The sequence below is a fragment of the Haloarcula japonica DSM 6131 genome, assembly GCF_000336635.1.
Lineage (GTDB): Archaea > Halobacteriota > Halobacteria > Halobacteriales > Haloarculaceae > Haloarcula > Haloarcula japonica.
Genome location: NZ_AOLY01000042.1, coordinates 246,198 through 267,721, shown reverse-complemented (window position 1 = coordinate 267,721; position 21,524 = coordinate 246,198). Strand labels below are relative to the sequence as shown.

Here is a 21,524-nt window from a genome sequence, read left to right as displayed (position 1 = left end):
ACAATGACAGACGCAATCTCAGCGGACGATATCGAAGAACTGATTCCGGCCAGCCACATCTCGCTGTCCGAGCCACCAGCGGAGAAGGAAGCGTGTATCGAGTCCCTGCTCGACCTGCTGGTCGACAGTGGCAGGGTCGAGGACCGTGAGCGCGCACTCGAAGCACTGCTGGAGCGTGAATCGGAGACCACCACGGGCGTCGGCATGGGCATCGGGATTCCACACGCGAAGACTGACGCCGTGAGTCGCCCATCGCTGGCGTTCGTCCGCTCCGAGGAGGGCGTCGACTTCGGCTCCATGGACGGCGAGCCCGCGACACTCATCTTCATGATTCTCGTCCCGGAAGCCGGTGGCGAGGAGCATCTCAATATCCTCAGCTCCCTCTCGCGAGCCCTGATGCACGACGACGTTCGGGACCGGCTCCACGAAGCGGAAGACGAAGCGACCGTGCAGGACGTGCTCCGGGAGGCTATCGCATGACGGCTGAACGCACTGTGTCGATTGTTCCGGAGGCCGGCCTGCATGCACGGCCGGCGTCAGCGTTCGTCCAGGCCGTTAACGACCACGAGTCTGAGGTCTCGGCCGGGCGTCCGGACGGCGACCTCGTTCAGGCGGCGAGTATGATCGCCGTCACCAGCCTCGGTGTCGGACAGGGCGACGACATCAAACTGGTCGCCGACGGTCCGGACGCGGAGGCGGTGCTCGACGAACTGGAGCGAATACTGACAACGCCGGAGGACGAACTGGACACTGACGATGGCTGAACGCACGCTCCACGGGACCGGTGCAACGCCGCGCTCCGGCGTTGGGACGGTTGTCTGGTACGGCCGAGATATATCGCTCCCAGACCCGGACGGCGTGGAAGTCGATTCCGAGACGGAGGTCCAGCGGTTCGCCGATGCCGTCGACACCGCCCGCGCCGAACTGGAGTCCGAGCGCGAGGCGACCGCCGAACGTGTCGGCGAAGACGAGGCCGCGGTGTTCGACGCACATATTCAGTTCCTCGAAGACCCGACCATCGAGGACGCAGTCGAGACAATGATCGCCGATGGGATTCCCGCACCGAATGCCGTCGATGCTGCGTTCGGCGAACACATCGAACAGTTCGAGGAGATGGACGGCCGAATGGCCGAGCGCGCGGACGACCTCCGCGACGTCCGTGACCGACTCCTCCGTCTGCTGACGGACGGGGAACGGGTCAATCTCGATGACCTACCCGATGGAAGCATCGTCCTTGCCGAGCGGTTGACCCCCAGCGACACGGCGCAACTCGATCCGGAGCGCGTCGCCGGGTTCGCAACGGTCACCGGCGGACGGACGTCCCATGCGGCCATTTTTGCCCGCTCATTGGCCCTGCCAGCCGTCGTCGGCGTCGGCGATGCGCTCGAATCTGTTGAGGGCGAAACAGAGGTCGTGGTCGACGGCGACAGCGGCGAGGTGTTAGTCAGTCCTGACGACACCGAGCGAGCTGCCGCAGCAAGCGACTCGGGAGCCGCTGTCGTCGATGAGTCCGTCGAGACAACCGACGGTCGACACGTCGAAGTGGCGGCGAACGTCGGCCAGCCGGCGGAACTGGAGGCCGCAGCACAGCGAGGGGCTGACGGCGTTGGCCTCTACCGAACCGAGTTTCTCTTCCTCGACCGGGAGACCCCACCGTCGGAAGACGAACAGTACGAAGCCATCCGTGAGGCACTCGATACGTTCCCGGATGGGCGCGTTGTCGTCCGGACGTTAGATATCGGTGGCGACAAGCGTATTCCCTATCTCGACCTGCCGGAAGAAGAAAACCCCTTCCTCGGGGAACGGGGAATTCGGCGCTCGCTCGACCCCGATTCGGACCTGTTTGCCACGCAACTCCGTGCGCTCCTGCGCGCTGCTGCGGACGGAGACGGAACCCTCGCCATCATGTTCCCGCTGGTCGCTACTGTCGAGGAACTCGACGCCGCACTCGACGCACTGGACGCAGCGGCGGCCGATATTGAAGGCCGCGACGCCGATGCCGTTGATCTCGAAGTCGGTGTTATGATAGAAACGCCGAGCGCCGCCTTCATGGCCGACGAACTCGCCGCACGGGTGGATTTCCTCTCTATCGGGACGAACGACCTCACACAGTACGTGATGGCCGCCGACCGAGAGAACGAGCGCGTCGATGACCTGCACGACCCGACACATCCGGGTGTCCTGCGCGCGATCCATCGGACAGTTACCGCAGCCCATGCCGAAGACGCCTGGGTCGGGATGTGTGGTGAAATGGCCGGCGATCCCGATCTGACGGAGTTACTTGTCGGCCTCGGTCTCGACGAACTCAGCATGAGCGCCGTGACAATTCCTGAAGTCAAGACGGCCGTCAGCGAAACCGAGTACAGTGCCGCGAGCGAGCGCGGGGACCGCGCCCGACTCGCTGCAACGCGAAGCGAAGTCCATACCTCACTAGACACATGAAACTCGTCGCAGTCACCTCCTGTCCGACTGGTATCGCACACAGTCAAATGGCAGCCGAGAACCTTGAACAGACGGCAGAACAACAGGGTCACGATATTAAGGTGGAAGTCCAGGGAGCAATGGGCGCGGAGAACGAACTCTCCGACGCGGACATCGAAGCCGCCGACGCCGCCATCATCGCCTCTGATACGTCGGTCAGTCAGGACCGATTCAGTAACGTCCCGCTGATTGACGGAACGGTCAAAGACGCCGTCAACGACGCCGAAGGGATGATTTCCGATGCGATTGCGGCTGCTGACGGCGACACGCCTGCCACCGATACCGACGCTGACAGTTCCGAAACAACGGGGGGGACGGAGCAACAGCGCCGCCGTGGCGGTGACCGCTCAAAGAGTCTCGTTGCCCGGCTAAAGCGTCTGTTCAGTTGAAGTCCGTGGTCCCACACACGGGAAGTGATGACTCCCGATAACGGACTGAATACGTCTCCTGTCGCCGAGCCGACTGTCTCGTAGCGGTCCCGGCTGGCTTACCTATCCTCATCCGAACGTCTGGGGGCTCTGTGGCCCCCGGCCGACGGGGCGAGGAGGTACCCAAAGGCCGTCGTTCCCGACTCCGGGCCGGCCTCCAGTTCTAGCGTCTGTCGCTCCTTTGCGACGCCGAACTCTGGGAAGTACTCGGTCGTCGTCGTCCGAACGTCACTGACGCCGAACGGATGAACGCTGAGCAGGGCTGAGGTGTCGTCACCGTCAGTCGCCCGCACCGTCCCCGAGTCCTCGACCGTGACGCCGACTTCCGGATGGAAGTGGAGTCGGGAGACGCTCGGCTCTGTCTCCGTGTCGGGTCCACTGAGTTCGTCCCGGATCAGCCACCAGTCGTCGCTGGCGAGAACTGTCCTATCGTGCCGGTACGACGCCGGTGCGGAGGCGGCCGTCTCGTAGCTCCCTCTGAACAGAGTCGGGTCCGACCCCTCGTAATCGACTGTCGGTTCCGTCCGCGCGCCCATCAGGTACTTGCCGCCGATTTCGATAGGCTCCGCTTCGCCGACCTGAACGCTGTTGTGGCCGGCAACGCTTCTAGCGTACTGTCGCCGCTCATTGTCGGCGTACTCGTACACGCCGGTATCTGTGAGCACGCGCTGTCCGCCGACCCAGAGCAGGACGCTCAGCATGTCGTTGTGGGAGTGACCGGGCAGGTGGGAGGGCCCCACCGGTCCACCGTCTACCAGTAACCACCCATGGTCGGTATCGAGCCAGTAGTACCCCGTCTCGCCGCCCATCGGACTGTGTGACGGGACCGGGCGGTCATCGGCCCTAAACCCGACGGCCCCAGCGTACCTCAGGCAGTCCGTCAGCGGGAGCGACTGCCCGAACACTGCGTCGTTGTACAGCGGGAGCCGCTCGTCCGGCGGTGAGAGGTATCGCAGGTACGCCACGGCCTGTTTCGTCATCGCCGTCAACCAAGTCGGGGCTGTCCGCTCGCTGGCCGCCAGTAGCGAGCACGCCGTCACGTACCGTGTCGTCACAATCGTGTGGTACATCGGCGACCGCTCGTAGTGGCCGCCGTCGGGGAGAAACTGTTTGGCTCCGGTGCGGCCGAGTATCGAGCGCCCCGTAGAAAACCAGGGTTCGTCGGTGTCAGGGAACAACAATCCGGCCATGAGCAGTGCGAGCCCATTCTCAACGAGGTGGTTACCGCCGACGTCACCCTCCACGTGGTTCGCAAGGAAGAGCGAATTTCGGTATATCTCCCCGACAAGCGCCTCGCTCAGTCCCTCGGGTACACCCTCTTGAGAACCGCCAGTTCGCCACGCTAGGTACCGCGCCAGCGTCTGCGTCCGGAGCGACACTGCCCAGGGCGTCCACGCGCTGCGAAGGTAGCCGGGTCGGCCGATGTCGACGCTGTCGGTCCAGTCCTGGATCCACTGGTCGAACACTGCGACAACCTCCTCCGGAGCCGCCTGCGGGTCTTCGAATCCCAGTATCGCCCACCGGAGCGGTTCAAACGCGTACAGTTTCAGCGACCAGAGCAGCGGATAACCGTCAGCCCCGTGGTCGTACCAGTCCGGGTGGGCCGGCGAATCGAACTGGACCGTCCGGTTGAGAAACGTCACCTCGCCGTGGGCCGCCCGACGGCTCCGCCACTGGAACGATCGGATGGTCGAGTCGAAGAGTGCCCCCCGAAGCACGTCGAGGTCCGCTTCGAGTGGGGCCGTCGCAACAGAAAGCCGCTCGGGAACCGCATCGTCGTACCGCTCGTCGAAGTCGACCGGAAGCCGAGCGAGCACGGTGTTACGGGCCGTCCGTTCGGCCATCCCGAGAACCTGATCCGGCTCCAACCGTGTGAGCGTGTGCCCATATAGTCTGGCCATCGCCGGAAGCATTCGAGTCATCTCAGTCATCGTCGGGACTCGGGGCCGCGCGTGGTGCCTGTCGTTCGCTTGCGGTCAGCGCCCGGAGTTCATCGGCAAGGCGGCCTGCGATGGCCTCGCGGTCGTATTGCTCGGCTACGAGGCGGTATCCGTCCTGACCCATCGACGTCCGCTGCCCAGGGTTTTCGAGGAGGGTGTCGATTGCCGCCGCGATGCGTTCCGGGTCGGTCTCAGTGTGTATCCCCACAGCGGTCTCCGTGACGAACCGTTCGATTTCCCCGCGTCCGGTGACTACGACCGGCAATGAGCACGCCAGGTACTCGTAGAGCTTCGTAGGCATCGCGTAATCGAGCTCCGGGCTGTCTTTTATCGGTGCCAAGCCGACGGTCGCGTCGTTGAGAATCGCCGGGATCCGCTCACGGTCCACCAGTCCGACGAACTCCACGCTGTCTTCGAGATCGAGGCGCTCCGTCACCGATTCGAGTCGGGACACCTCGTCCCCATCGCCGACCAGTCGGAGTTCAGCGTCGTCACTCGATACGTGTTGCATCGCCCGAATACACGGTTCGAGTGCCTGGGCGCTTCCAATGTTCCCTGTGTAAACGATTCGGTCGTTTTTGTCGCCATCCCTGGCCTCCGGCGTGAACCGGTCGGTGTCGACCCCGTTCGGAATGACACGAATCCGATCTCGGAGTTCAGCACCATACGCGTCGGCGACGGCATCGCCGAGCGTTTCTGTCGTTACGGTAATCCGGTCGGCGGTGTGTAAGGCGACCGACTGGAACGCACGTCCGGCGCTCACCAGCGGGCTGTTCGCTGTGATGTATCCCAGGGCGATCGAGTTCTCAATCCACAGGTCACGTACGTCGATGACCCACGGTTTCCCAATAGCGACGGCTACGATACCGGGGATCCCGGTGGTAATCGGCGGTGTCGAAGTCATGACGACATCGTACTGTCGGACGTTGACCACCAGCCAGAGCGCTGCGTGAAGCGCGAAGACGAGGTAGTACGGCAGTCGCCGGAGCAGAGAGGGGTTCTCCGTCTGGGGTTGCCACGTCCACAGGCGGTGGACGACCACTCCGTCGTCGTGTTCGGTCCGCTTGCGTTCCCACGTCCGATCGAAGTTTCCCGGCGGATAACACGGGGACGGTGCTAGGACTGTCGTGCCGATGTCGTCGTCGAGGTTGACGGCCGTGTCGTGGATTCTCGACGCGTTCCCCCCTTTTTCGGGCGGGTATCGCTGGGAGACGATGACGCAGTCAGTCGTCATCGGAGCCACGTACGTGCCGCGACTGTCCCTCCTGGACGATTCTCACACGACGATGACGCGTCAGTTGGCCTGTCGCTGTTCATTGGATCATTTCGTCGTATTCCTGACAGGGATATTAGTATGCGTCTGATACTCCAGCGTCGATTCACGGACGGGTCAATTATGCGTTCTCTTGTCCCCGAGACCATTTTATCACGGCCGTGTGTCCCGGAACGTGCCTCCCTTTATAGAGCCAAGACTGCCCTCGAGATCTAATCAGACTCGGTTCCGTTTGACCGGTCTAACCCCTCTTTCCGTTCCGTTACTGAATGATTACTTTATCATATTTGATTCGCTCGTATAGCAAACCAGCACGCATACACGGTTATCTGGTAACTACCACACTCACATAAGTAGCTAAAAGCCACCTACTTTGTCGACACAGTGTAAGAACGGCTAATTAGCATATACCTACTTCAAACGCATGTGTATGTTCGATAAGCACAACACGGTTGACGACGACCAGAATAAATCGGGCCTTTCAGACGCTCTGAGCGCAAATGAACGCGGTAAGGTACACCTTAACAGGCGGAGTTTCTTCCAGTTCGGGCTGACAGCGGTGACTGCAGCAGTCGGCGTCGGCAGCCTGGGTGTGAGCATCTCCGGTAAAGAGACCAACACCCACATGACGGATTTCAGCGAGTACGTGTAGCGAGTCCAGACCGGCACCCGAGTCTGTTGAGAGAGAGTCTGCATTGGGGTGGACTCCGTCTCAATCTGAACTGCTGATAGCACTATCTCTATCCCACTATCGACTGGTACACACGAACCCTTCCGGTTCCAGCTGTTCCCAGTGTCAGATACCATCGCTTGACACAAACTGAAACTCGGAGTAAAAACTCCGGAGCGAACTCAACTCTCCAACCTTGGCAAGGCTACGACGGAGGGATTCAGGAACACTGTGCGAGTTTCACTGTAGGAAGCCTATACTAATGTCCTGAGCATCTCAGTTTGAGACGATAGACATGACTCCCTCCATCCGTCTACGGTATCACACAATCCAATCCAACTCACGGAACACTACGACCTGTATCTATCTGTCATGACCGCTGGCTCTGGGGTGCTCAGCCGTCGGAAACTCATCGCTCTCGTCGGCGGTATCGTGGCCGCTGTCTTGGGTGTGCTCTACGGGTGGCTTCCGGGTGTCGACACTGGTGGTGGCGACCCCCCAAACGGGACCACAGACTCGACAGAGGTGTCGGTCCGACCGACTCCAACGCCCACGGAGCCCACCGAAGAATCCAACGTGCCGCGAGACGCTGAGAGCATCAGCGACTACGGCGCGGAACCGAACCCGGACGACCCTAGTTTGGCCGCGGCGAGGCAAAACCTCGATGCTATCCTCGCGGCTGCCGATGCCGCCGGCAAGGGTGGGGCGATACACGTCCCGGAAGGCGAGTACTACTTTGGTAGCGAGGATTCGGGCTTCAGTCCATACGTGGAGTTCGGGAAGACTGGACCACCGGGCGTTTCAATCATCGGCGCTGGAGCCGACAAATCAACGCTAGCAATCACCAGACACGCCTCTGCCGACACTCGTCCGAACCAGAGCGCGTTCATCTGGTACGACGGGTACGAACACGGCTCCGTCGAGATCAAGGACATCAAACTGGACGGCAACTACGAGAGCGTCACCGGGCTTGCCGAGAACGGTGGCGGCTCCTGGGGGCTGCAGATGTCGATGGCCGGCGACTTCCACCTCGAGCGAGCGTGGATACGGGGCTGGCATCTGGCTGGCGTTCGCGGTCGCGCCGTCCTCAGGTCGGTGAGAAACTGTACGTTTCAGGACAACGGCATCGGGCGACACAACGAGACTGACGGGCGGTCGAACTCCCATCACATCTCCGTCCGGCCACAAGCCGGCGACGAACTCATCATCGAGAACAGCTGTTTTCTCGACTGTGCAGGGAACGCGGTCAACATCCGTTTCGGCGATGGGGTCACTAGGATGCATAACTGCTTCGTCCGCGGTACGGGGTCCGGTCTGTGTAAGATGTCCGCCGGGAAGGTCGTAGAACTAAAGAACATCTACCACAGGGCGAACACCCCTTCACTCGAACGGAAGGTCGACAAACGGGACATTGGGCCCGACTTCCACGGCCGGTTTTTTATCAACAACCTCGGAAACCGGGGGACGACCAACACCACCGTGATTATGGAGAACGTCCTCTCCAGAGACATGGCCGACTACGCCTTCCAGGCACAGAGCGAAATCGGCAACGGGCCGATGAACGTGATCTGGACCGGGGATATGATCGAGATATACAACACCAACCGTGCCCGGGACGACGCAGTCATTCGAGACCACGGTGAGGGGCGGTTCTCCAACATCGACATCTCTCGTCTGTCAGTACACAGTTCGAACGCGAAGGTATTCATGCTCGATGACTCCCAGGGCGACATAGAGACGTTCAGTTACTCCGACACGGATGGGCTCGGCGATGCAGGGGACGTCTCCATCAACGTGAGCGACCGCAGCCAAGAGCTGTTCCGTCCGACAGTCCCCACTATCGGCGAGGTCGGTGTGGGCCCGCTCGACCCGCGTGAGGGCTGACCGTCGGACTCAACAGCAAGCAGCGGCGTCCGGGTTTCATTATTCGTTGATTGCGTATCGACCGTTCGACAGGTCCAATCGAAGGAAGACGTGTTGACTACACGACCACGGCAGAGTTCCCATCTATGCCGGTGGCTTTCGCCATCTCCGTTATGCTCCCTCTGCTCTGGTTCCGTTCGCCGAGTATATCCTGAGGTCGCCGTTATCGTAGGAGCGGGCGACGGTTCTATCCCGGTTGAACCGCTGGAAGTCCTGCGAGGTGTACTTCCACCGCTGTGGATAATCCGGGAACGTCTCCTGATAGAAGATGCGCCCCTTCCTGTTTATCATCACGTACTTCCCGCTGTCGTAGTTCTGGCCAAAGTACCGGTTCGTAGTGTAATTGAAGTGCGCAGGGAGGAACTGCTCCCAGAACGGCAACCCCGCGCTGACGCCGTGTTCTGCGTGATGGAACCGACGATATTCTATGTCGAAGTGGTACAGTTCCTTGTTCCCGGTCTCGTGTTCGGTCAGCCACTGACTGCCCTCGACTTCCATCGCCGTGACCTGATCGTTGGTCATTCCCGACAGGGGCGACGGGTACAGCGTGAGCGTAGACAGCACGACGAGTACCAGTACCGTCACGGTGGCAACCGACCGTACGCTGCGGACAAGTGATTGACTGCGCTGCCTGTGGCGACTCCGGAGTATGTGGAACAAGGGACCAAGCAAGAGCACTCCACCGATTTTGGCCACCTGCCAGGGGCGTTCCTGGGTGACGATGAGGTCCAGAAGGAGGAACAACAGTCCGACAATCCCGAACACCCCTAAGACCGCCCCCATCACAGTCGTCCGCGTGTCCAGTTCGTACCGTTCTGTGACAGTAAGCAGGAACACGACCCCGAACAGGCCTCCTCCAAGGACGAACAACACCAGCTCTGTGCCGAACCGGAACGTGATGAACCGAACGATGTCAATCAGGGCCGGCGTCCCCTCTTGTGCGGTCTGGGCGTACGCCTGAACGGGTGCGTCGCTGCTGCTCGTTCCGAAGAGCACGCGATAGATCGTGTCGAACCGCAGTATGACACCAGGGAAGTTGGAGTACCAGCTCACGATTATCGCAAGCGACAGCCCGAAACTGCTCGTCGGACTCCGATATATCGTCCGTATTCGTGGGACGTATTGCACGGCGTAGTACAGCATAAATACCCCCGCGACGAACACGGCGGTCAGCGGGTGATACAGGAGGAGACTCAGGAGCGTGAGCACGAGCGCCGCTCTGATAGCTGGGGTCGGATATCGTTGACTCTTGAAGAACAGATACAGGACGACCGGTATCAGGAGGATGCTGAAGTCGAACGGACGAAACAGCAGATGGCTGTAACCGAGTATCGGTAACAAGACGAAGGGCAGCCCCAATAGAAACCCCCGCCGGGAATCAGCCACCTGAAACAGCAGGTAAATCATGCCTCCGAAATACACAGCAGAGAAAACCGCCGGTATCAGCATCGCTAGCGTCATTGTTTCAAGCCCGGTCGCGTCGGCGGTGGCAAACACAAGCAGGTGCGCGAGCGGGTAGATGTTCGCCCCAGTGGTACCGGTGTTGGCGATGTCCTGTACGTATCCCAGATGCGTCAGCGGGTCGGCGTCTCCGTACATGACGTAGCCCCGTATGAGCGGCATCAACAGCAACAGCGCGTCGGTCGCCAACATCAGCACGGTGCCGAAGACCCAGGACCGTTCGTCCGGGTGTCCGATACTCCCGAATATCAATAACGCACCGGCGAACAGCGACCCGACGACGCAGCCCCAGAACGGGGCAGGATACGATTCGTAAAGCGATATCTCGTACTCGGCGGCCGGTGGCGTTGTCAACACAATCGCTGTCGAGACCACGAGCAGCAGGACGCCGACGGCCGCGATAGTCCCCGACGCCCGAGAATGAGCGAACCAAGCACGCGCTGAGCCTTCGCTCATGGATGCTTACCTACAGACATTGCTCAATCGCACGGTGTTCGTACAGCCCAGTCCGGTACATTCCCAGAGCGCCCCCGTCATTCGTACTACATCCGTAGACTAGTCGATATCATTGTTAGTACGCTCCTAACACCCTGTGAGTCCGCGAACACTGTCGCCGCTGATTCCCCACGCTATTCAGACGGATACAATACAAAAGACGTGGACCGCAGGAATCGCAGGAATTCGTCGGTTGGAATTGGCAGAGAGAACGGCGCTTTCGGACTCTCAGACGCTCACAGACTTGGTGGCAGAGATGGATTCTCCGTTACTGTCGACGACTGTGAGCGCGACATCGTAGTTGCTCGTGTTCGCCTGGTCGATACTGAACATGTCGATGTCCGAAGCCGCGTTCCCGCTGATATCCCACTGAACGTTCTCTACTGTGGCGTTCGAGTCGGCGACATCGATGGTAACCGACTGGAGATCGCTGTCGCTGCTGTACACATCCCACACAACAGTGATATCGGCTCTGTCGTCGCCCTGCTGGGACTCGGAAACGCTGAACCGACCGATCTGCGGTTTCGCGCCGTCCGTCGCTGCTGACACCGTCGCGGTCGCGGATGTGCCGTTCCCGCTAGTGTCGGTCGCGGTCAGCACGACGGTGTACTCGTTACCGGAGCCGCCATCGCCGCTCGCCGTCAGTTCGGTCGTACCAGTCGCAGAACCACCGGAGACGTCGACGGTGGCGGTGTCTTCCTGTGCGTTATCAGTTTCATCGTACAGGCCCACGTCGACGGTCGAGAGGTCGCCATCAGGGTCGCTGACGCCCCAGTCGATCGCGAAGGCTGCGTCCGTAGTGTCTGTCTCGATTTCCGAAAGCGAAAGGGTGTCGACGGCGGGACCGGACCCGCTGTTGTCAGTAGTGACCGTGATGCTGCTCGAATCCGTGTTTCCGGCCGAATCGGCCACTCTGGCATCGAGCGTGTGGGTGCCATCCGACAGCGAGGTGGTGTCCCAGGAGTCCTCGTAGTACCCCGTGTTCGAATTGTACGACGCGGTCGACCAGGCGTCACCGTCGACGCGGTACTCGACGCTTGGGGAGCCGGCGGCGTCTTCGGCGTCGATTGCACTGATTTGCAGCGTGACCGTCCCGTCGACGGTCTCCTCGGCAAGCGGTTGTCGCCACGTTATCTCGGGTCTGGCGTCGTCGAGCCGCGCCGGTTCGCCGTTCGTCCCGACGCTGAAGAAGTCGAACAGTTGCGCGTCGCCCGACCAGGACCCGATTCCGGTCCATCCAGGGTCGGTGACGTCTCCGTCGGTGACCTCAATGTCCCACGAGTCGGGCTCTGTGGAGCCATAGCTCCAGTTCTTGGCTTTCACGGACGTGCCCTCGATGCGAAGCCGAAGATAGCTCCACTCCTCAAGCGGGTTGGACGCAGCTGTGGTTTCGGCCAGTGTGGTCTGTGATCCGCCGAAGTCTTTCTCGACGCGGAGCTTGATGTCACTGTCAGATTGGACGAACCACGTCGAGTAGCCGACCATGTTCCCGCTGGCGTCGACGCCGCCGCGCCCGATAAGGCGGCCCCAGCCGTCACTGCCAGTGCTCGCCGACCCGACGCGAACCAGTCCGAGCACCTCGGTGTCGGCGTGCTCGCCGACGTCGTCCCAAGACATCGCGTGTGAGTCGGCCGAGCTAGCGCTGAACTCGACGTACGCGTTGCCGGTATTGGAATCGCCCGAAACGACCGACCAGTTCGATGGGTCGCCGTTCCACCGCGGCGTCCAGTCCGGGAGGCTGGTCTGTGACTCCTCCGTTGTGGTCTGGGTCGTCTCTTCCTCGGTGCTGCTCTGCGTCTTCGCCCCGACCTCGCTTTCGGCCGGAACGTCCACGTTCAGCGGACTTCCGCCCGACAGATGGTTGCCGACGTCGATGCCACCCGTGTTTCCGAGGCCGCCGACGTTGCCCGTCGAGACCGTAGCAATGGACCCGTCTGAGTCTTCGGTCTCGAACACCTTCGCATCGGTGTCGTGGACCGACATCTCGCCCACATCGATGTTCCTGAACGCGACCCCCTGTCGGTCGCGGATGACTTCGTTGTCGTTGTACATATTCGAACCGGCGAAGGCGATTCTGTCGCCGATCCAAGTGATATCTGATGGGCCTCCCACTGTATCACGCACCTGAAACGCATACGACGTGTGGTTCTTCGTCGATACCTGCTCCATATCCAGCGTCACGTTGGTGTCCCCGCGGTCGCCCAGGCTCTGGATGAAATGCCGACCGAGGAACCCGTCGTTCGGTTCATCCGGGAGGAGTGATGCCAGTTCCGACGTGTACGCTGTGTGGTTAATGCGTCGCAGTTCGACCGTCTCTCCGGCCGACAGTTTGAGGAACTGGCTGCCCGTGCCGGCAGCGTACACGTTTCTGATCCGATACGTTCCGTCGTTGTAGCGGATGTTTATTGCGCTTCCCGGACAGTTCTTTATTTTACAGTTTTCGATGACGGTGGTGCTGCCCCTCGGCGTCTGGAGTGAGTCGAACGGGTGGGTGTTCGACCCGCTGTCCTTGTGGTACTCGATACCGATCCGCTCAAGGGTGCAGTACCTCGCAGAAGAGAGGTACTGCCGACACCTGATGCCCCGCGTGTACGTGTCGGTAATTCGGACGTTGTATAGCGAGAACGAAAGGGAATTACCGGCGAGGGAAAACCCGTCCGCGCCGCCGTTGTGCCGATTGAGATCGCCCAGATTGGGGGCGTTTACGTCAAGCGTTAGCCCGCGGATCTCGACTTCACCGTGGTCCGCATCTCCGTCGTAGATAAACGCCGTCTGGTTCGAGATGACCGATGGGTCCATGTGTTCGGTCACTGCGAGCGTAGACGTGTCGGGCCCCTCGCCGTACACCGAGATACCTCGCGGCTGGCTGCCGCCCATCTCTATCAGACTGTAGACATCCTCACTGCCGAAGTAGTAGGTGCCTGCCGGAACGAAAATAGACCCGTTCGGCCCGGCGGCCTCCATCGCACTGTGAATCGCGTTCAGCACCTCTCGCGCAGACGCGAGGTCCGGGTCGCTGGGGTTGTGGTCGCTCCCTATACCGTGGTTGGTTATGTCTTCGGCGCTGTCGGGAACATAGGCTGGTCTCGTCATTGGACTACTCCCTGACGACTCCCGTCGAACGTGTTGGAATTCGTATATTTTCGCCCCTTAGTGGTGGCTGCGTTCTCTTCGAGGGTAGCACGCAGACTTGTGCTTGCAGTTGTTGCTTCAGACGCAGTAAACTGATTCCTAACTACCGTTATCGGAACAAGAGAGTCGCTCTTGCACAGATCTCGGTGTTCTGTTTCGTCCTGACTCCTCGCTCCAGTAGCATTCTCCTTATCAAAGTAATTCGGTCTTAACATGCCGTACCGACTTCGATCCGAGTACGGTATTATAACTTGTTACTTTATGTAGATATCTGATTGTTTGATACATGTTCTTGAATACAATATACGTACCAGTTCGTATTTGCTACCGGCAACTGATCACTCACAGACGTTCCGATGGGAGTCAGAACCACCAGATTATATGTAACCGAGATGTTCCAGGCGGTCCTCGACGTCCGCCTTCGACGGTTTCGCCTGCTCTGTGACGTCCGAACGCGGCGTGCTCGTCTCATTATCAGTGGCAGACGTAAGCGCCCACGGGACCTTCTTGAGATGGGGGTGTGGTATCCCCTCAGGGTGACCGTACTGTTTCATCTCTCCGAACAGTTCGCCGTGGTCAGCTGTGATGGCAACCCGCTCCGCGTCTACGTTGTCGAGCAGTCGGCGTATCGAACCGAGAACTAGTCGGAGGTTATCAAGGTAATTCTCCCAGGCGTCCTCCGTAGATAGCTCTCCGCGCTGGATAGCCTCCCACGGGTGGTCCTCGGCATCGGTGATGTCCCGCTGTTCTCTGTATGCGGCCGCCACATGCGGTCGGTGTGGCTGATAGTAGTGCAGTATCATCCGGTCGAAGTCGAGGCTCCGTCCGGCCGAGATCGCCTGGTCAGTCACGACGTTCGGCGGGATAGTGTCAAAGTGCTCCTCGTACCGGTGGTGACGTGAGAACTGTTTCAGGAGTTTGAACTGGCTCCCATCAACCACGTTCCAGTCCGCCCACGTGACCGGTGTGATGTACTTCCGTGGCGGTCGTTTGCTGTCTTCGAAGGTCGGCTGAGTGTGCGGGTTCGTAGAGAGATACACCGTCTCAGATATCTCATCGGCGTGTTCCTCGGTAAACGTCTTACACAGCCACTCGTGTGATGAACTCCCCGTGGACCAGACGCTATCTACCGTGTCGATGAACTCGAACTCGGGCGCGACTTCCCGCAGCGCGTCTACCCGGCAAGCGTCCAGTACAATAAGCAAATCCCACTCCCTGTCGTAGACGTTCGTGCCGAGCGGGCGTTGCGTCGTCAGTGAGAAATAAATACCGTTGTAAGCTCCGCCTAAAAAATACCGGAGCCCCGCCTCACCCCCATCAACCTGGCCTCCCGCCAGAGTTCGCAGCCAATCACGTATATTAGTCTTCACGGCATTGACATCTGGAGAGAATCGTATAGTTATATATCTTCTACCCGGAACCCCCCGAATCCGTCAACCGACTACCAGCTACGAAGCATACCGCGTCTTATCGTCTCCCAGTGGCGTATGCGAACATATACTCCAACTGGCTGGATTCGACGGTGTCGGGCGGCAAGTAGGCCATTCAGTATTAGATGCATACTTAATGACCGACCCTGCCACCTATCCTCCATGTACCGTGCGGTCGTAAGCGCGATGAACCATCCGGACCCGTTCAACCCGTATATGGGGCTGTTCAATTTTCGCTCCATCAGGGCACTCAGTAGAACAGAAACCGAGGTCGACGTCGTCACCCCGCGTCCGAGAGCGCCTCCTGTTGGCCCCTACTCGGAGTTCGGCGAAATCCCGAGCCGGCACGACTACGGCTCCCACGAGGTCCACTATCCCAGATTCCTCTACCTGCTACCGCAAAAACTGTTCAAGTACACACTCTCGTCCCGGTCGTTCGCGGACATGCTTCCTGGGTACATCTCGGCACACTTCGAGACGCCGGACATCTGTCACGCCGGCCACATCCACTACGACGGATACGGGTTGGCATCGTACTGCCGAAGCAACGATCTCCCGCTAACGGTGATGGGCCGCGGGAAGATTCTGAACAACTTCTACGATCTCTCACAGATAAGCCGGAGAAAAATCAGAGAAACCCTCGAGTACGCTGACGGGGTTTTCTGCGTCAGCGAGTCACTCGCCCGCATCGCCAATGACATCACCGACACACCGAAAGCGACCGTACTCCCGAACGGGGCGGACCCATCGCGGTATCCGACGGATAACGAGCGGGCGATTCGACAGGAACTGGGAATCGACCGGGATACCACTGTCATCATGTTCTGCGGTGGGTATACCGAAAGGAAAGGCATTACCGAGATATGCGAGGCTCTGGATGACATCCGTGGTGACGACGTGGCCTTCGTTTTCGTCGGCCATTACGGCGACCTCCGCACGGACCTCATCAGCGCTCTCAAAGCTAGCCATCACGACAACTACCGAGTGCTCTGGGAGGTCCCGCCGCTCGGTCTCCGCCGGTGGTTCGCCGCCGCCGATATCTTCATGCTTCCCAGCCACGCCGAGGGCCGACCGAACACGATCTACGAATCGATGGCCAGTGAGACCGCAGTCGTCGCCTCCGCCGTGTCCGGCATTCCAGAGCAGGTCGAAGACGGTGAGACGGGCCTCCTGATTCCGGCAAGGGACCCTGATGCGCTCGCCACTGCCCTGAACAGTCTGATCGACGACCGCGGAAAACGAGAGCGACTGGGTGCAAACGGTAAGGCACGGCTGGTCTCGAAGGGCTGGACCTGGGAAGCACACGGACAACGACTGTCGACCCTCCACGAAGCGATCATCGCCGATGGCGAACTCCCGGCGGGTGAAGTACTGAACTAGCGACCGGTCGCGGCCGCAAAGACATGTTCGTCAAGGAACTGCTCGTACTCGTCGAATACGGGCTGTAGCGAGAAATCGTCGGCACGGGACCGCAGTCGGTCCGGATCGGGTGGGTCGGCGAGGGTGTCACAGACTGCGTCGGCCAATCCATCCACGTCACCAACAGGAACCAGTGCCCCGTATTCCCCGTTTGAGAGGATTTCGCGAGGCCCACTCGGACAGTCCGTCGACACGACCGGACAGCCGACAGACAGACATTCAATCAGGACCGTCGGTAGCCCCTCGTACCGTGAAGAGAGGAGAAAGGTATCGGCCTTGGCCATGTACCGGTATGGATTATCGACATATCCAGGCAGAGATACCACATCGGAGAGCCCGCGTCGCTCGACTGTCGCCATAACGTCATCCCGGCACTGCCCCTTGCCTGCGATTATCGCGCGTGCGTTTGGGTTGTTATCGACGACTCGCTCGAATGCACGGACCCATCCGTCTAGGTTCTTCTGTCCCGCATGTCGCCCGACGAACAAGACCACGTCCCGGTCGCTGTCTTCCACCCACCTATGGTCGACCGGTTTACTGGCACGCTCGCGGATCCGCTCGACGTCTACAGGGTTGTGCAGTACGGACACGTCGTCTCTGTCGACGGGCGTTTGTTCGATGAGGCTGTCGGCGACACCCTCTGAAACGCTGATTATCCGGTCCGATGCGGGGTAGAGGTGCGGCACGATTCGTTCGACAATTCGGTCTTTCGATGTCGCTTCGACCTCGTGTCCGAACGCCGAGTGTTGGGTCGGGATTACGTTGGTCTCGGTGTCCAGAAGCCTGTTGATGATGAGACAGACGATACTCGGGTGTTCGAGATGTGGGAACAGCGCCGCCGGCTTCTGTCTGTGCAGGTACGAAACGAGAGCTGGAAGGTGTGCGGCTACCCCCACCGCCGGCGTCTTGGACGGCGGCAATTCGACGATGGAGACTCGTTCAGAGAGTTCGGACCGGAGCTCACCGCTCGCGTGTGACAGAAGTAGGTCAATGTCGTACCCGCGCTCCGCCAGTCCGTTCATGATTGTAATTGCGACTTGCTCCGCGCCACCGACCGAGAGGTCCGGAATAAAGAACGCCAGCAGCGGTCGGTCACTACCTGTCGCTACCGAATTACTTCGTTCCGCCCGCGTCGGGGCAGCAAATTCATCATCGTCCGAAAGCGTCGGCGCGTCCATTATCGTCGCAGTGCCGTCGGATAGTCTTTGTTAGTCACTGGATTCGTGTCGTGACAACGCGAATTCTCCAGTCGATCCATGATCTCCCCAACACACTCCCAAGTGGTCGGTTCGAGTATCCGTTTCGCGTCGACGGAAGCTGGACTACAGGTCGATCACACTCGGTGATGTTCCGAGCCCGCTAAACCGAGGCGTTCGGTAAACAGGTACTGCGACGCCGGCTGCTACACGGGTACTGTCTCGGTGACCTGCCGGCGCAGTGATGCAATCGATTCGTAGGCCCATTTTCCGCCGAGCGAGGGTAGCAAGTGGGGGTAGACAGGGCGGTGCAGTGGGTTGGCAAAGAACGCCAGTAAAAAATACTTACGCGCTTCGCCGTACTCCCCGGCGCGTATCGCCGACCGTGCGAGCGAACGTCGCATGGACGCGAGGAAGGTCCGCTTGTAGTAGCGGCCGTACTCCGCCGCGAGATCGCCGTGTTTCTCGACGAACAGCGGATAGGCCACGTCGCGTTTCTGCTGGAAGTTCGAGGTGATGCTGTCCTCCCGCCCGGTTTGCCGGTACGTAAGCGTCTCCTCGACCGGCTGGAACTCGCAGGACTGGGCGAGCCGGAAGAACCACTCGCGGTCCTGCCACGCCGGAAACCGCTCGTCGGGGAGTCCGGCGTCCGCGATTACCTCGGTGTCAACCAGCACGGAGGAGAACTGTCCAAAGTTCGATCCCGTAAGCAGGTCGGTGACTACGTCCCCCGACGCAGTCGGTGTTGAGACTGTCGTTCCGGCCGGGTGCTCCCGTCTGACCCACGTGTAGACGACCCCTGTCTCCGGCGAGGACCGGGAAAAGGTCTCGACTTGCTTTCGGACCTTCGTCTCGTCCCACTGGTCATCGTCATCAAGGAACGCGACGTACTCGCCGCTTGCAGCCTGAATACCCGTGTTCCGGGCGACATTTGCACCCCTGTTTTCCTCATGGCGGATGATAGTCATCCGTTCGTCGTTCAAAAACGGCTCCGGCAGCGTGGTCGCTACGGATGTCGGCGACCCGTCGTCGACGACAATGAGTTCGAGCCGCTCGTACTGCTGGTCCAAGACGCTCTCAATCGCGTCCGGTAAGTCCTTGTCCCGACCGTACGTGGGTATGACCACACTCACGAGCGGAGCCTCGTCGTCGATATTCCCTCCCGTCAGCATATATCCTAAGTTCCACTTTGTGTGCTATTCCATTTAAGTACAATATCGCTACCGGATACGGGGTGTCTCTCGTGATCAGACATAAAACGCTGATTCAAGACAGTATCCCTGCAGCGGACAGAGCTCCCCCAATTACAGGATGGATAACACGCAGTCAGGCGAACTGGTCTGTGTTAGTCGGTGTATTATCGACCACGCCGGCAGGTATTCAGGGCCATTACTATTGTTTAGGTTATATTAGCTTTCGATACGCAATCCATGTCGATGAACGAGTGGGTCTCATCCATGTCGGTAGCAGTACCTACACGGAGTCGGTTCCGGTGGTTTCTCGTCTCCTTCGTGGCGCTTGGCATCGTCTCGTCGGCCGCCCTCTGGGCCGTCGGCATCACCAGTGTTCAAATACACCTCGTTGCGATGTTTCTGGCTCTGCTCGTAACCAGTGAACTGTTCCCTCCTGTGGCCGACGAGCAGTGGTGGCGCTGGCTGTTACTGGTCAAACTCGTCGGTTGGCTCGTCACTCTGTACGTCCTGTTCGAACGTGTCTCCAGCGTAACATAGTAGTCAAAGCGAGTGGTCTGGGCATTCCTCGACCTCGTTCCGTTGAGGCACCGAATCAATCGATGACACACTTCATGTAGTGAGTGTTCAGACGCAAGGCGGTTGTGGCGACGATCCACTTCAGGTCCCAGTCGCCGAGATGCCTACCGAACAGTTCGCGGGAGTTGACAGACTCGTGTGTGATATGAAACCCGTGGTCCGTGAGCTCGTCTCGGACTTCTGAGGGAGAAAAGTGGTGTAGATGTGGTCGGTCGACGTATTTCATTCTCTTTCGAACGAACTTTGGGAGTGAAAAGGTATTAATTTTGAATAGAAACGTTCCGTCTGTCTTCAATACCCTCGAAATTTCGTCTAAAATCGCCGAAGGGTGGATAGCGTGGTCTATGACGTTGAGACTTGCGACTATATCGAACGAACGATCTTTGAAAGGTAACGATTCACCAGCGGCCTGAACTACGGGTTCGGTGCTGAGTGCCGGGTTCGATAGCTTTCCCAACACCGGATCAACGCCGACAACCAACTGGACCTCCGATACGGAATCGGCGACGGAATACGTGAGCCCACCAGTACCACATCCGACCTCAAGTACCCGTCCGTCCAAGATGTCCCGGCTGGAATCGAATTGCTCGTCTATCCACCGCAGCTCCAGTTCTCCCCGCGATATTTCTTGGTGGAACTTCGTCTCCGCTCGTTGTGCTTCGTGCCAGCGACTTTTTGATACCATGAATTTTCTACATATTCTACAATTAACAAAAGTATGAGTGCGTTACTAACTACCGCACATCGAACAGCCAGCGCCCGCTTTTTGTCGTGTTGGGCCGCGGAATCGTCCCCACTGATGGGAAGAAACCACGGGCCACAGCGGTAGTGTCGACCCGAATAACGTCGCCCTTATCGGGTGTTCCTGTGGTGTCAGCCGCTGGTGACATTGACCCAGATGTGAGTGCGCCGGTACGCGTTCTCGGGCCGCGGATTCGCCCCAACGGGAGCTTCACCACGGTAGAGGAGATACGACACTCGGACGTTCTCCCCGACCAACGAGGGCGTCATCTCGTGTGGCCGCTCGATTGTCTCGCCCGCCGTGACGCGGGTACTGAACCGGTCGAGCCGTGCGGTACTTAGGACGGTGCCGTTCTCGATCCGCTGGGCGATGACGACCACAGTGTAGTCTAGATCCCGCCCCTCGTGGTTGCCGATAGTGACCTGCACCGTCGCCGAACTGCCGAGCGGAATCTGTGACGGGTACTCCGATGCAACGAGTTCTCCGCTGTCGGACTCAGATACTAGCGCGAACTCCGTGAACTGCTCGCCCCGGTCCGCCGACATGGCCGCGTACCCGATTCCGGTCCCGGAGACGAGAAGCCCAAGTACGAGCAGGACATGCAACGCTCGGACGCCACCGGACGGTCTCAGAGACGCCCGGGATCGTGCATTAATCACCCACCGCAGGGGACTGAAACGCTCCGCCGGTGGTACCTCCAGCCGCCGGCCCGCTGCAACAAACGCGAGCAGCACGGTCGTGACCCCGATAGAAAGCTGAAACAGACTGGTGGTCGCGCCGAACGACAACAGGACCAACCCAAGCCCTACCAGCGGAACCAGACAGACACTGACCCCGACCGAGAGAACGAACCGCTCACCCGGTGAGATTCGCCCTTCTCGGTCCTCAAACAGCCCCGCCTCAGATGAACGGCGTGGGAAAAGGAGAGAAACTAGAGCATACCCCGGCGCGACAAGCACCGCTCCCAGCCCAAGAACAGCCTGCATAGACGACTGTCCGGCGTACCCTTGAACAGCGGCGAGGTGCCAGAGACCGAGGAGTGCGACCAGCAACAGGTCGACCGGGAGTGCATCCGCTTCGATGCCTGCGTCTGCGTCAGTTGCCATTATCGGCTGGTGAGGGCGGAGTAATAAAATAAGACAGTTACTACTGGCACGGGCAGCCG

Annotated in this window: 17 protein-coding genes; 8 read left to right on the top strand and 9 right to left on the bottom strand. The window is 59.8% G+C overall.

What is annotated here, in order from left to right; translation table 11 throughout:
• The first annotated feature begins 3 nt into the window (after nucleotides 1-3).
• The 4 genes from C444_RS19240 to C444_RS19225 are packed head-to-tail and all read left to right on the top strand — an operon-like array spanning nucleotide 4 to nucleotide 2,870.
• Complete coding sequence (locus C444_RS19240; RefSeq protein ID WP_004594762.1) at nucleotides 4-480, top strand: PTS sugar transporter subunit IIA; 477 nt, start codon at nucleotides 4-6, stop codon at nucleotides 478-480.
• Nucleotides 477-764: an HPr family phosphocarrier protein gene (locus C444_RS19235; RefSeq protein WP_004594761.1), complete on the top strand. Its 288-nt coding sequence runs from the start codon at nucleotides 477-479 to the stop codon at nucleotides 762-764. The genes C444_RS19240 and C444_RS19235 overlap by 4 nt, the downstream gene beginning before the upstream one ends.
• On the top strand, nucleotides 757-2,442 hold the full coding sequence (gene ptsP, locus C444_RS19230) for a phosphoenolpyruvate--protein phosphotransferase (protein ID WP_004594759.1): 1,686 nt from the start codon (nucleotides 757-759) through the stop codon (nucleotides 2,440-2,442). Before C444_RS19235 ends, ptsP begins: the two co-directional genes overlap by 8 nt.
• Complete coding sequence (locus tag C444_RS19225) at nucleotides 2,439-2,870, top strand: PTS fructose transporter subunit IIB (RefSeq protein ID WP_004594758.1); 432 nt, start codon at nucleotides 2,439-2,441, stop codon at nucleotides 2,868-2,870. The genes ptsP and C444_RS19225 overlap by 4 nt, the downstream gene beginning before the upstream one ends.
• A 98-nt stretch (nucleotides 2,871-2,968) precedes the next feature.
• Here C444_RS19225 and C444_RS19220 read toward each other — a convergent pair whose 3' ends face one another.
• Together C444_RS19220 and C444_RS19215 are read right to left on the bottom strand one after the other, a co-directional pair.
• On the bottom strand, nucleotides 2,969-4,840 hold the full coding sequence (locus tag C444_RS19220; protein ID WP_049909631.1) for an alginate lyase family protein: 1,872 nt from the start codon (nucleotides 4,838-4,840) through the stop codon (nucleotides 2,969-2,971).
• A complete protein-coding gene (locus C444_RS19215) occupies nucleotides 4,833-6,083 on the bottom strand; it encodes a glycosyltransferase family 4 protein (protein ID WP_004594756.1) in 1,251 nt (416 codons plus the stop codon). The genes C444_RS19220 and C444_RS19215 overlap by 8 nt, the downstream gene beginning before the upstream one ends.
• A gap of 469 nt (nucleotides 6,084-6,552) precedes the next feature.
• Between C444_RS19215 and C444_RS19210 the strand changes: the two genes are divergently transcribed.
• Both C444_RS19210 and C444_RS19205 read left to right on the top strand, forming a co-directional pair.
• A complete protein-coding gene (locus C444_RS19210) occupies nucleotides 6,553-6,774 on the top strand; it encodes a hypothetical protein (RefSeq protein ID WP_004594755.1) in 222 nt (73 codons plus the stop codon).
• Nucleotides 6,775-7,164: 390 nt separating this feature from the next.
• Nucleotides 7,165-8,676 (top strand): hypothetical protein, encoded by a 1,512-nt coding sequence (locus tag C444_RS19205; protein WP_004594754.1) that lies wholly within the window; start codon nucleotides 7,165-7,167, stop codon nucleotides 8,674-8,676.
• 150 nt (nucleotides 8,677-8,826) lie between these two features.
• Here C444_RS19205 and C444_RS19200 read toward each other — a convergent pair whose 3' ends face one another.
• The 3 genes from C444_RS19200 to C444_RS19190 form a co-directional block, all read right to left on the bottom strand.
• Nucleotides 8,827-10,632, bottom strand: coding sequence for a hypothetical protein (locus tag C444_RS19200; RefSeq protein WP_004594753.1), 1,806 nt, complete (start codon nucleotides 10,630-10,632; stop codon nucleotides 8,827-8,829).
• A 267-nt stretch (nucleotides 10,633-10,899) separates the two neighbouring features.
• Nucleotides 10,900-13,764, bottom strand: a complete 2,865-nt coding sequence (locus C444_RS19195; protein WP_004594752.1) for an Ig-like domain-containing protein — start codon at nucleotides 13,762-13,764, stop codon at nucleotides 10,900-10,902.
• A 416-nt stretch (nucleotides 13,765-14,180) separates the two neighbouring features.
• Nucleotides 14,181-15,173: an alkaline phosphatase family protein gene (locus C444_RS19190; protein ID WP_049909629.1), complete on the bottom strand. Its 993-nt coding sequence runs from the start codon at nucleotides 15,171-15,173 to the stop codon at nucleotides 14,181-14,183.
• Nucleotides 15,174-15,395: 222 nt separating this feature from the next.
• Between C444_RS19190 and C444_RS19185 the strand changes: the two genes are divergently transcribed.
• Nucleotides 15,396-16,613: a glycosyltransferase family 4 protein gene (locus tag C444_RS19185; protein ID WP_004594750.1), complete on the top strand. Its 1,218-nt coding sequence runs from the start codon at nucleotides 15,396-15,398 to the stop codon at nucleotides 16,611-16,613.
• Here C444_RS19185 and C444_RS19180 read toward each other — a convergent pair.
• Together C444_RS19180 and C444_RS19175 are read right to left on the bottom strand one after the other, a co-directional pair.
• Entirely contained in the window at nucleotides 16,610-17,830 is a 1,221-nt protein-coding gene (locus C444_RS19180; RefSeq protein WP_004594749.1) for a glycosyltransferase, read from the bottom strand. The two genes, C444_RS19185 and C444_RS19180, sit on opposite strands and share 4 nt — an antisense overlap.
• Before the next feature lie 224 nt (nucleotides 17,831-18,054).
• Nucleotides 18,055-19,020 (bottom strand): glycosyltransferase family 2 protein, encoded by a 966-nt coding sequence (locus C444_RS19175; RefSeq protein ID WP_004594748.1) that lies wholly within the window; start codon nucleotides 19,018-19,020, stop codon nucleotides 18,055-18,057.
• A 264-nt stretch (nucleotides 19,021-19,284) separates the two neighbouring features.
• Here C444_RS19175 and C444_RS19170 point away from each other — a divergent pair, with 264 nt between their 5' ends.
• Nucleotides 19,285-19,578 carry a hypothetical protein gene (locus C444_RS19170; protein ID WP_239641341.1) on the top strand — a complete coding sequence of 98 codons (294 nt, stop codon included), beginning with the start codon at nucleotides 19,285-19,287 and terminating at the stop codon, nucleotides 19,576-19,578.
• A gap of 55 nt (nucleotides 19,579-19,633) precedes the next feature.
• Here C444_RS19170 and C444_RS19165 read toward each other — a convergent pair whose 3' ends face one another.
• Nucleotides 19,634-20,302: a class I SAM-dependent methyltransferase gene (locus C444_RS19165; RefSeq protein WP_004594746.1), complete on the bottom strand. Its 669-nt coding sequence runs from the start codon at nucleotides 20,300-20,302 to the stop codon at nucleotides 19,634-19,636.
• 188 nt (nucleotides 20,303-20,490) lie between these two features.
• Nucleotides 20,491-21,465: a DUF1616 domain-containing protein gene (locus C444_RS19160; RefSeq protein ID WP_004594740.1), complete on the bottom strand. Its 975-nt coding sequence runs from the start codon at nucleotides 21,463-21,465 to the stop codon at nucleotides 20,491-20,493.
• Nucleotides 21,466-21,524: the final 59 nt, after the last annotated feature.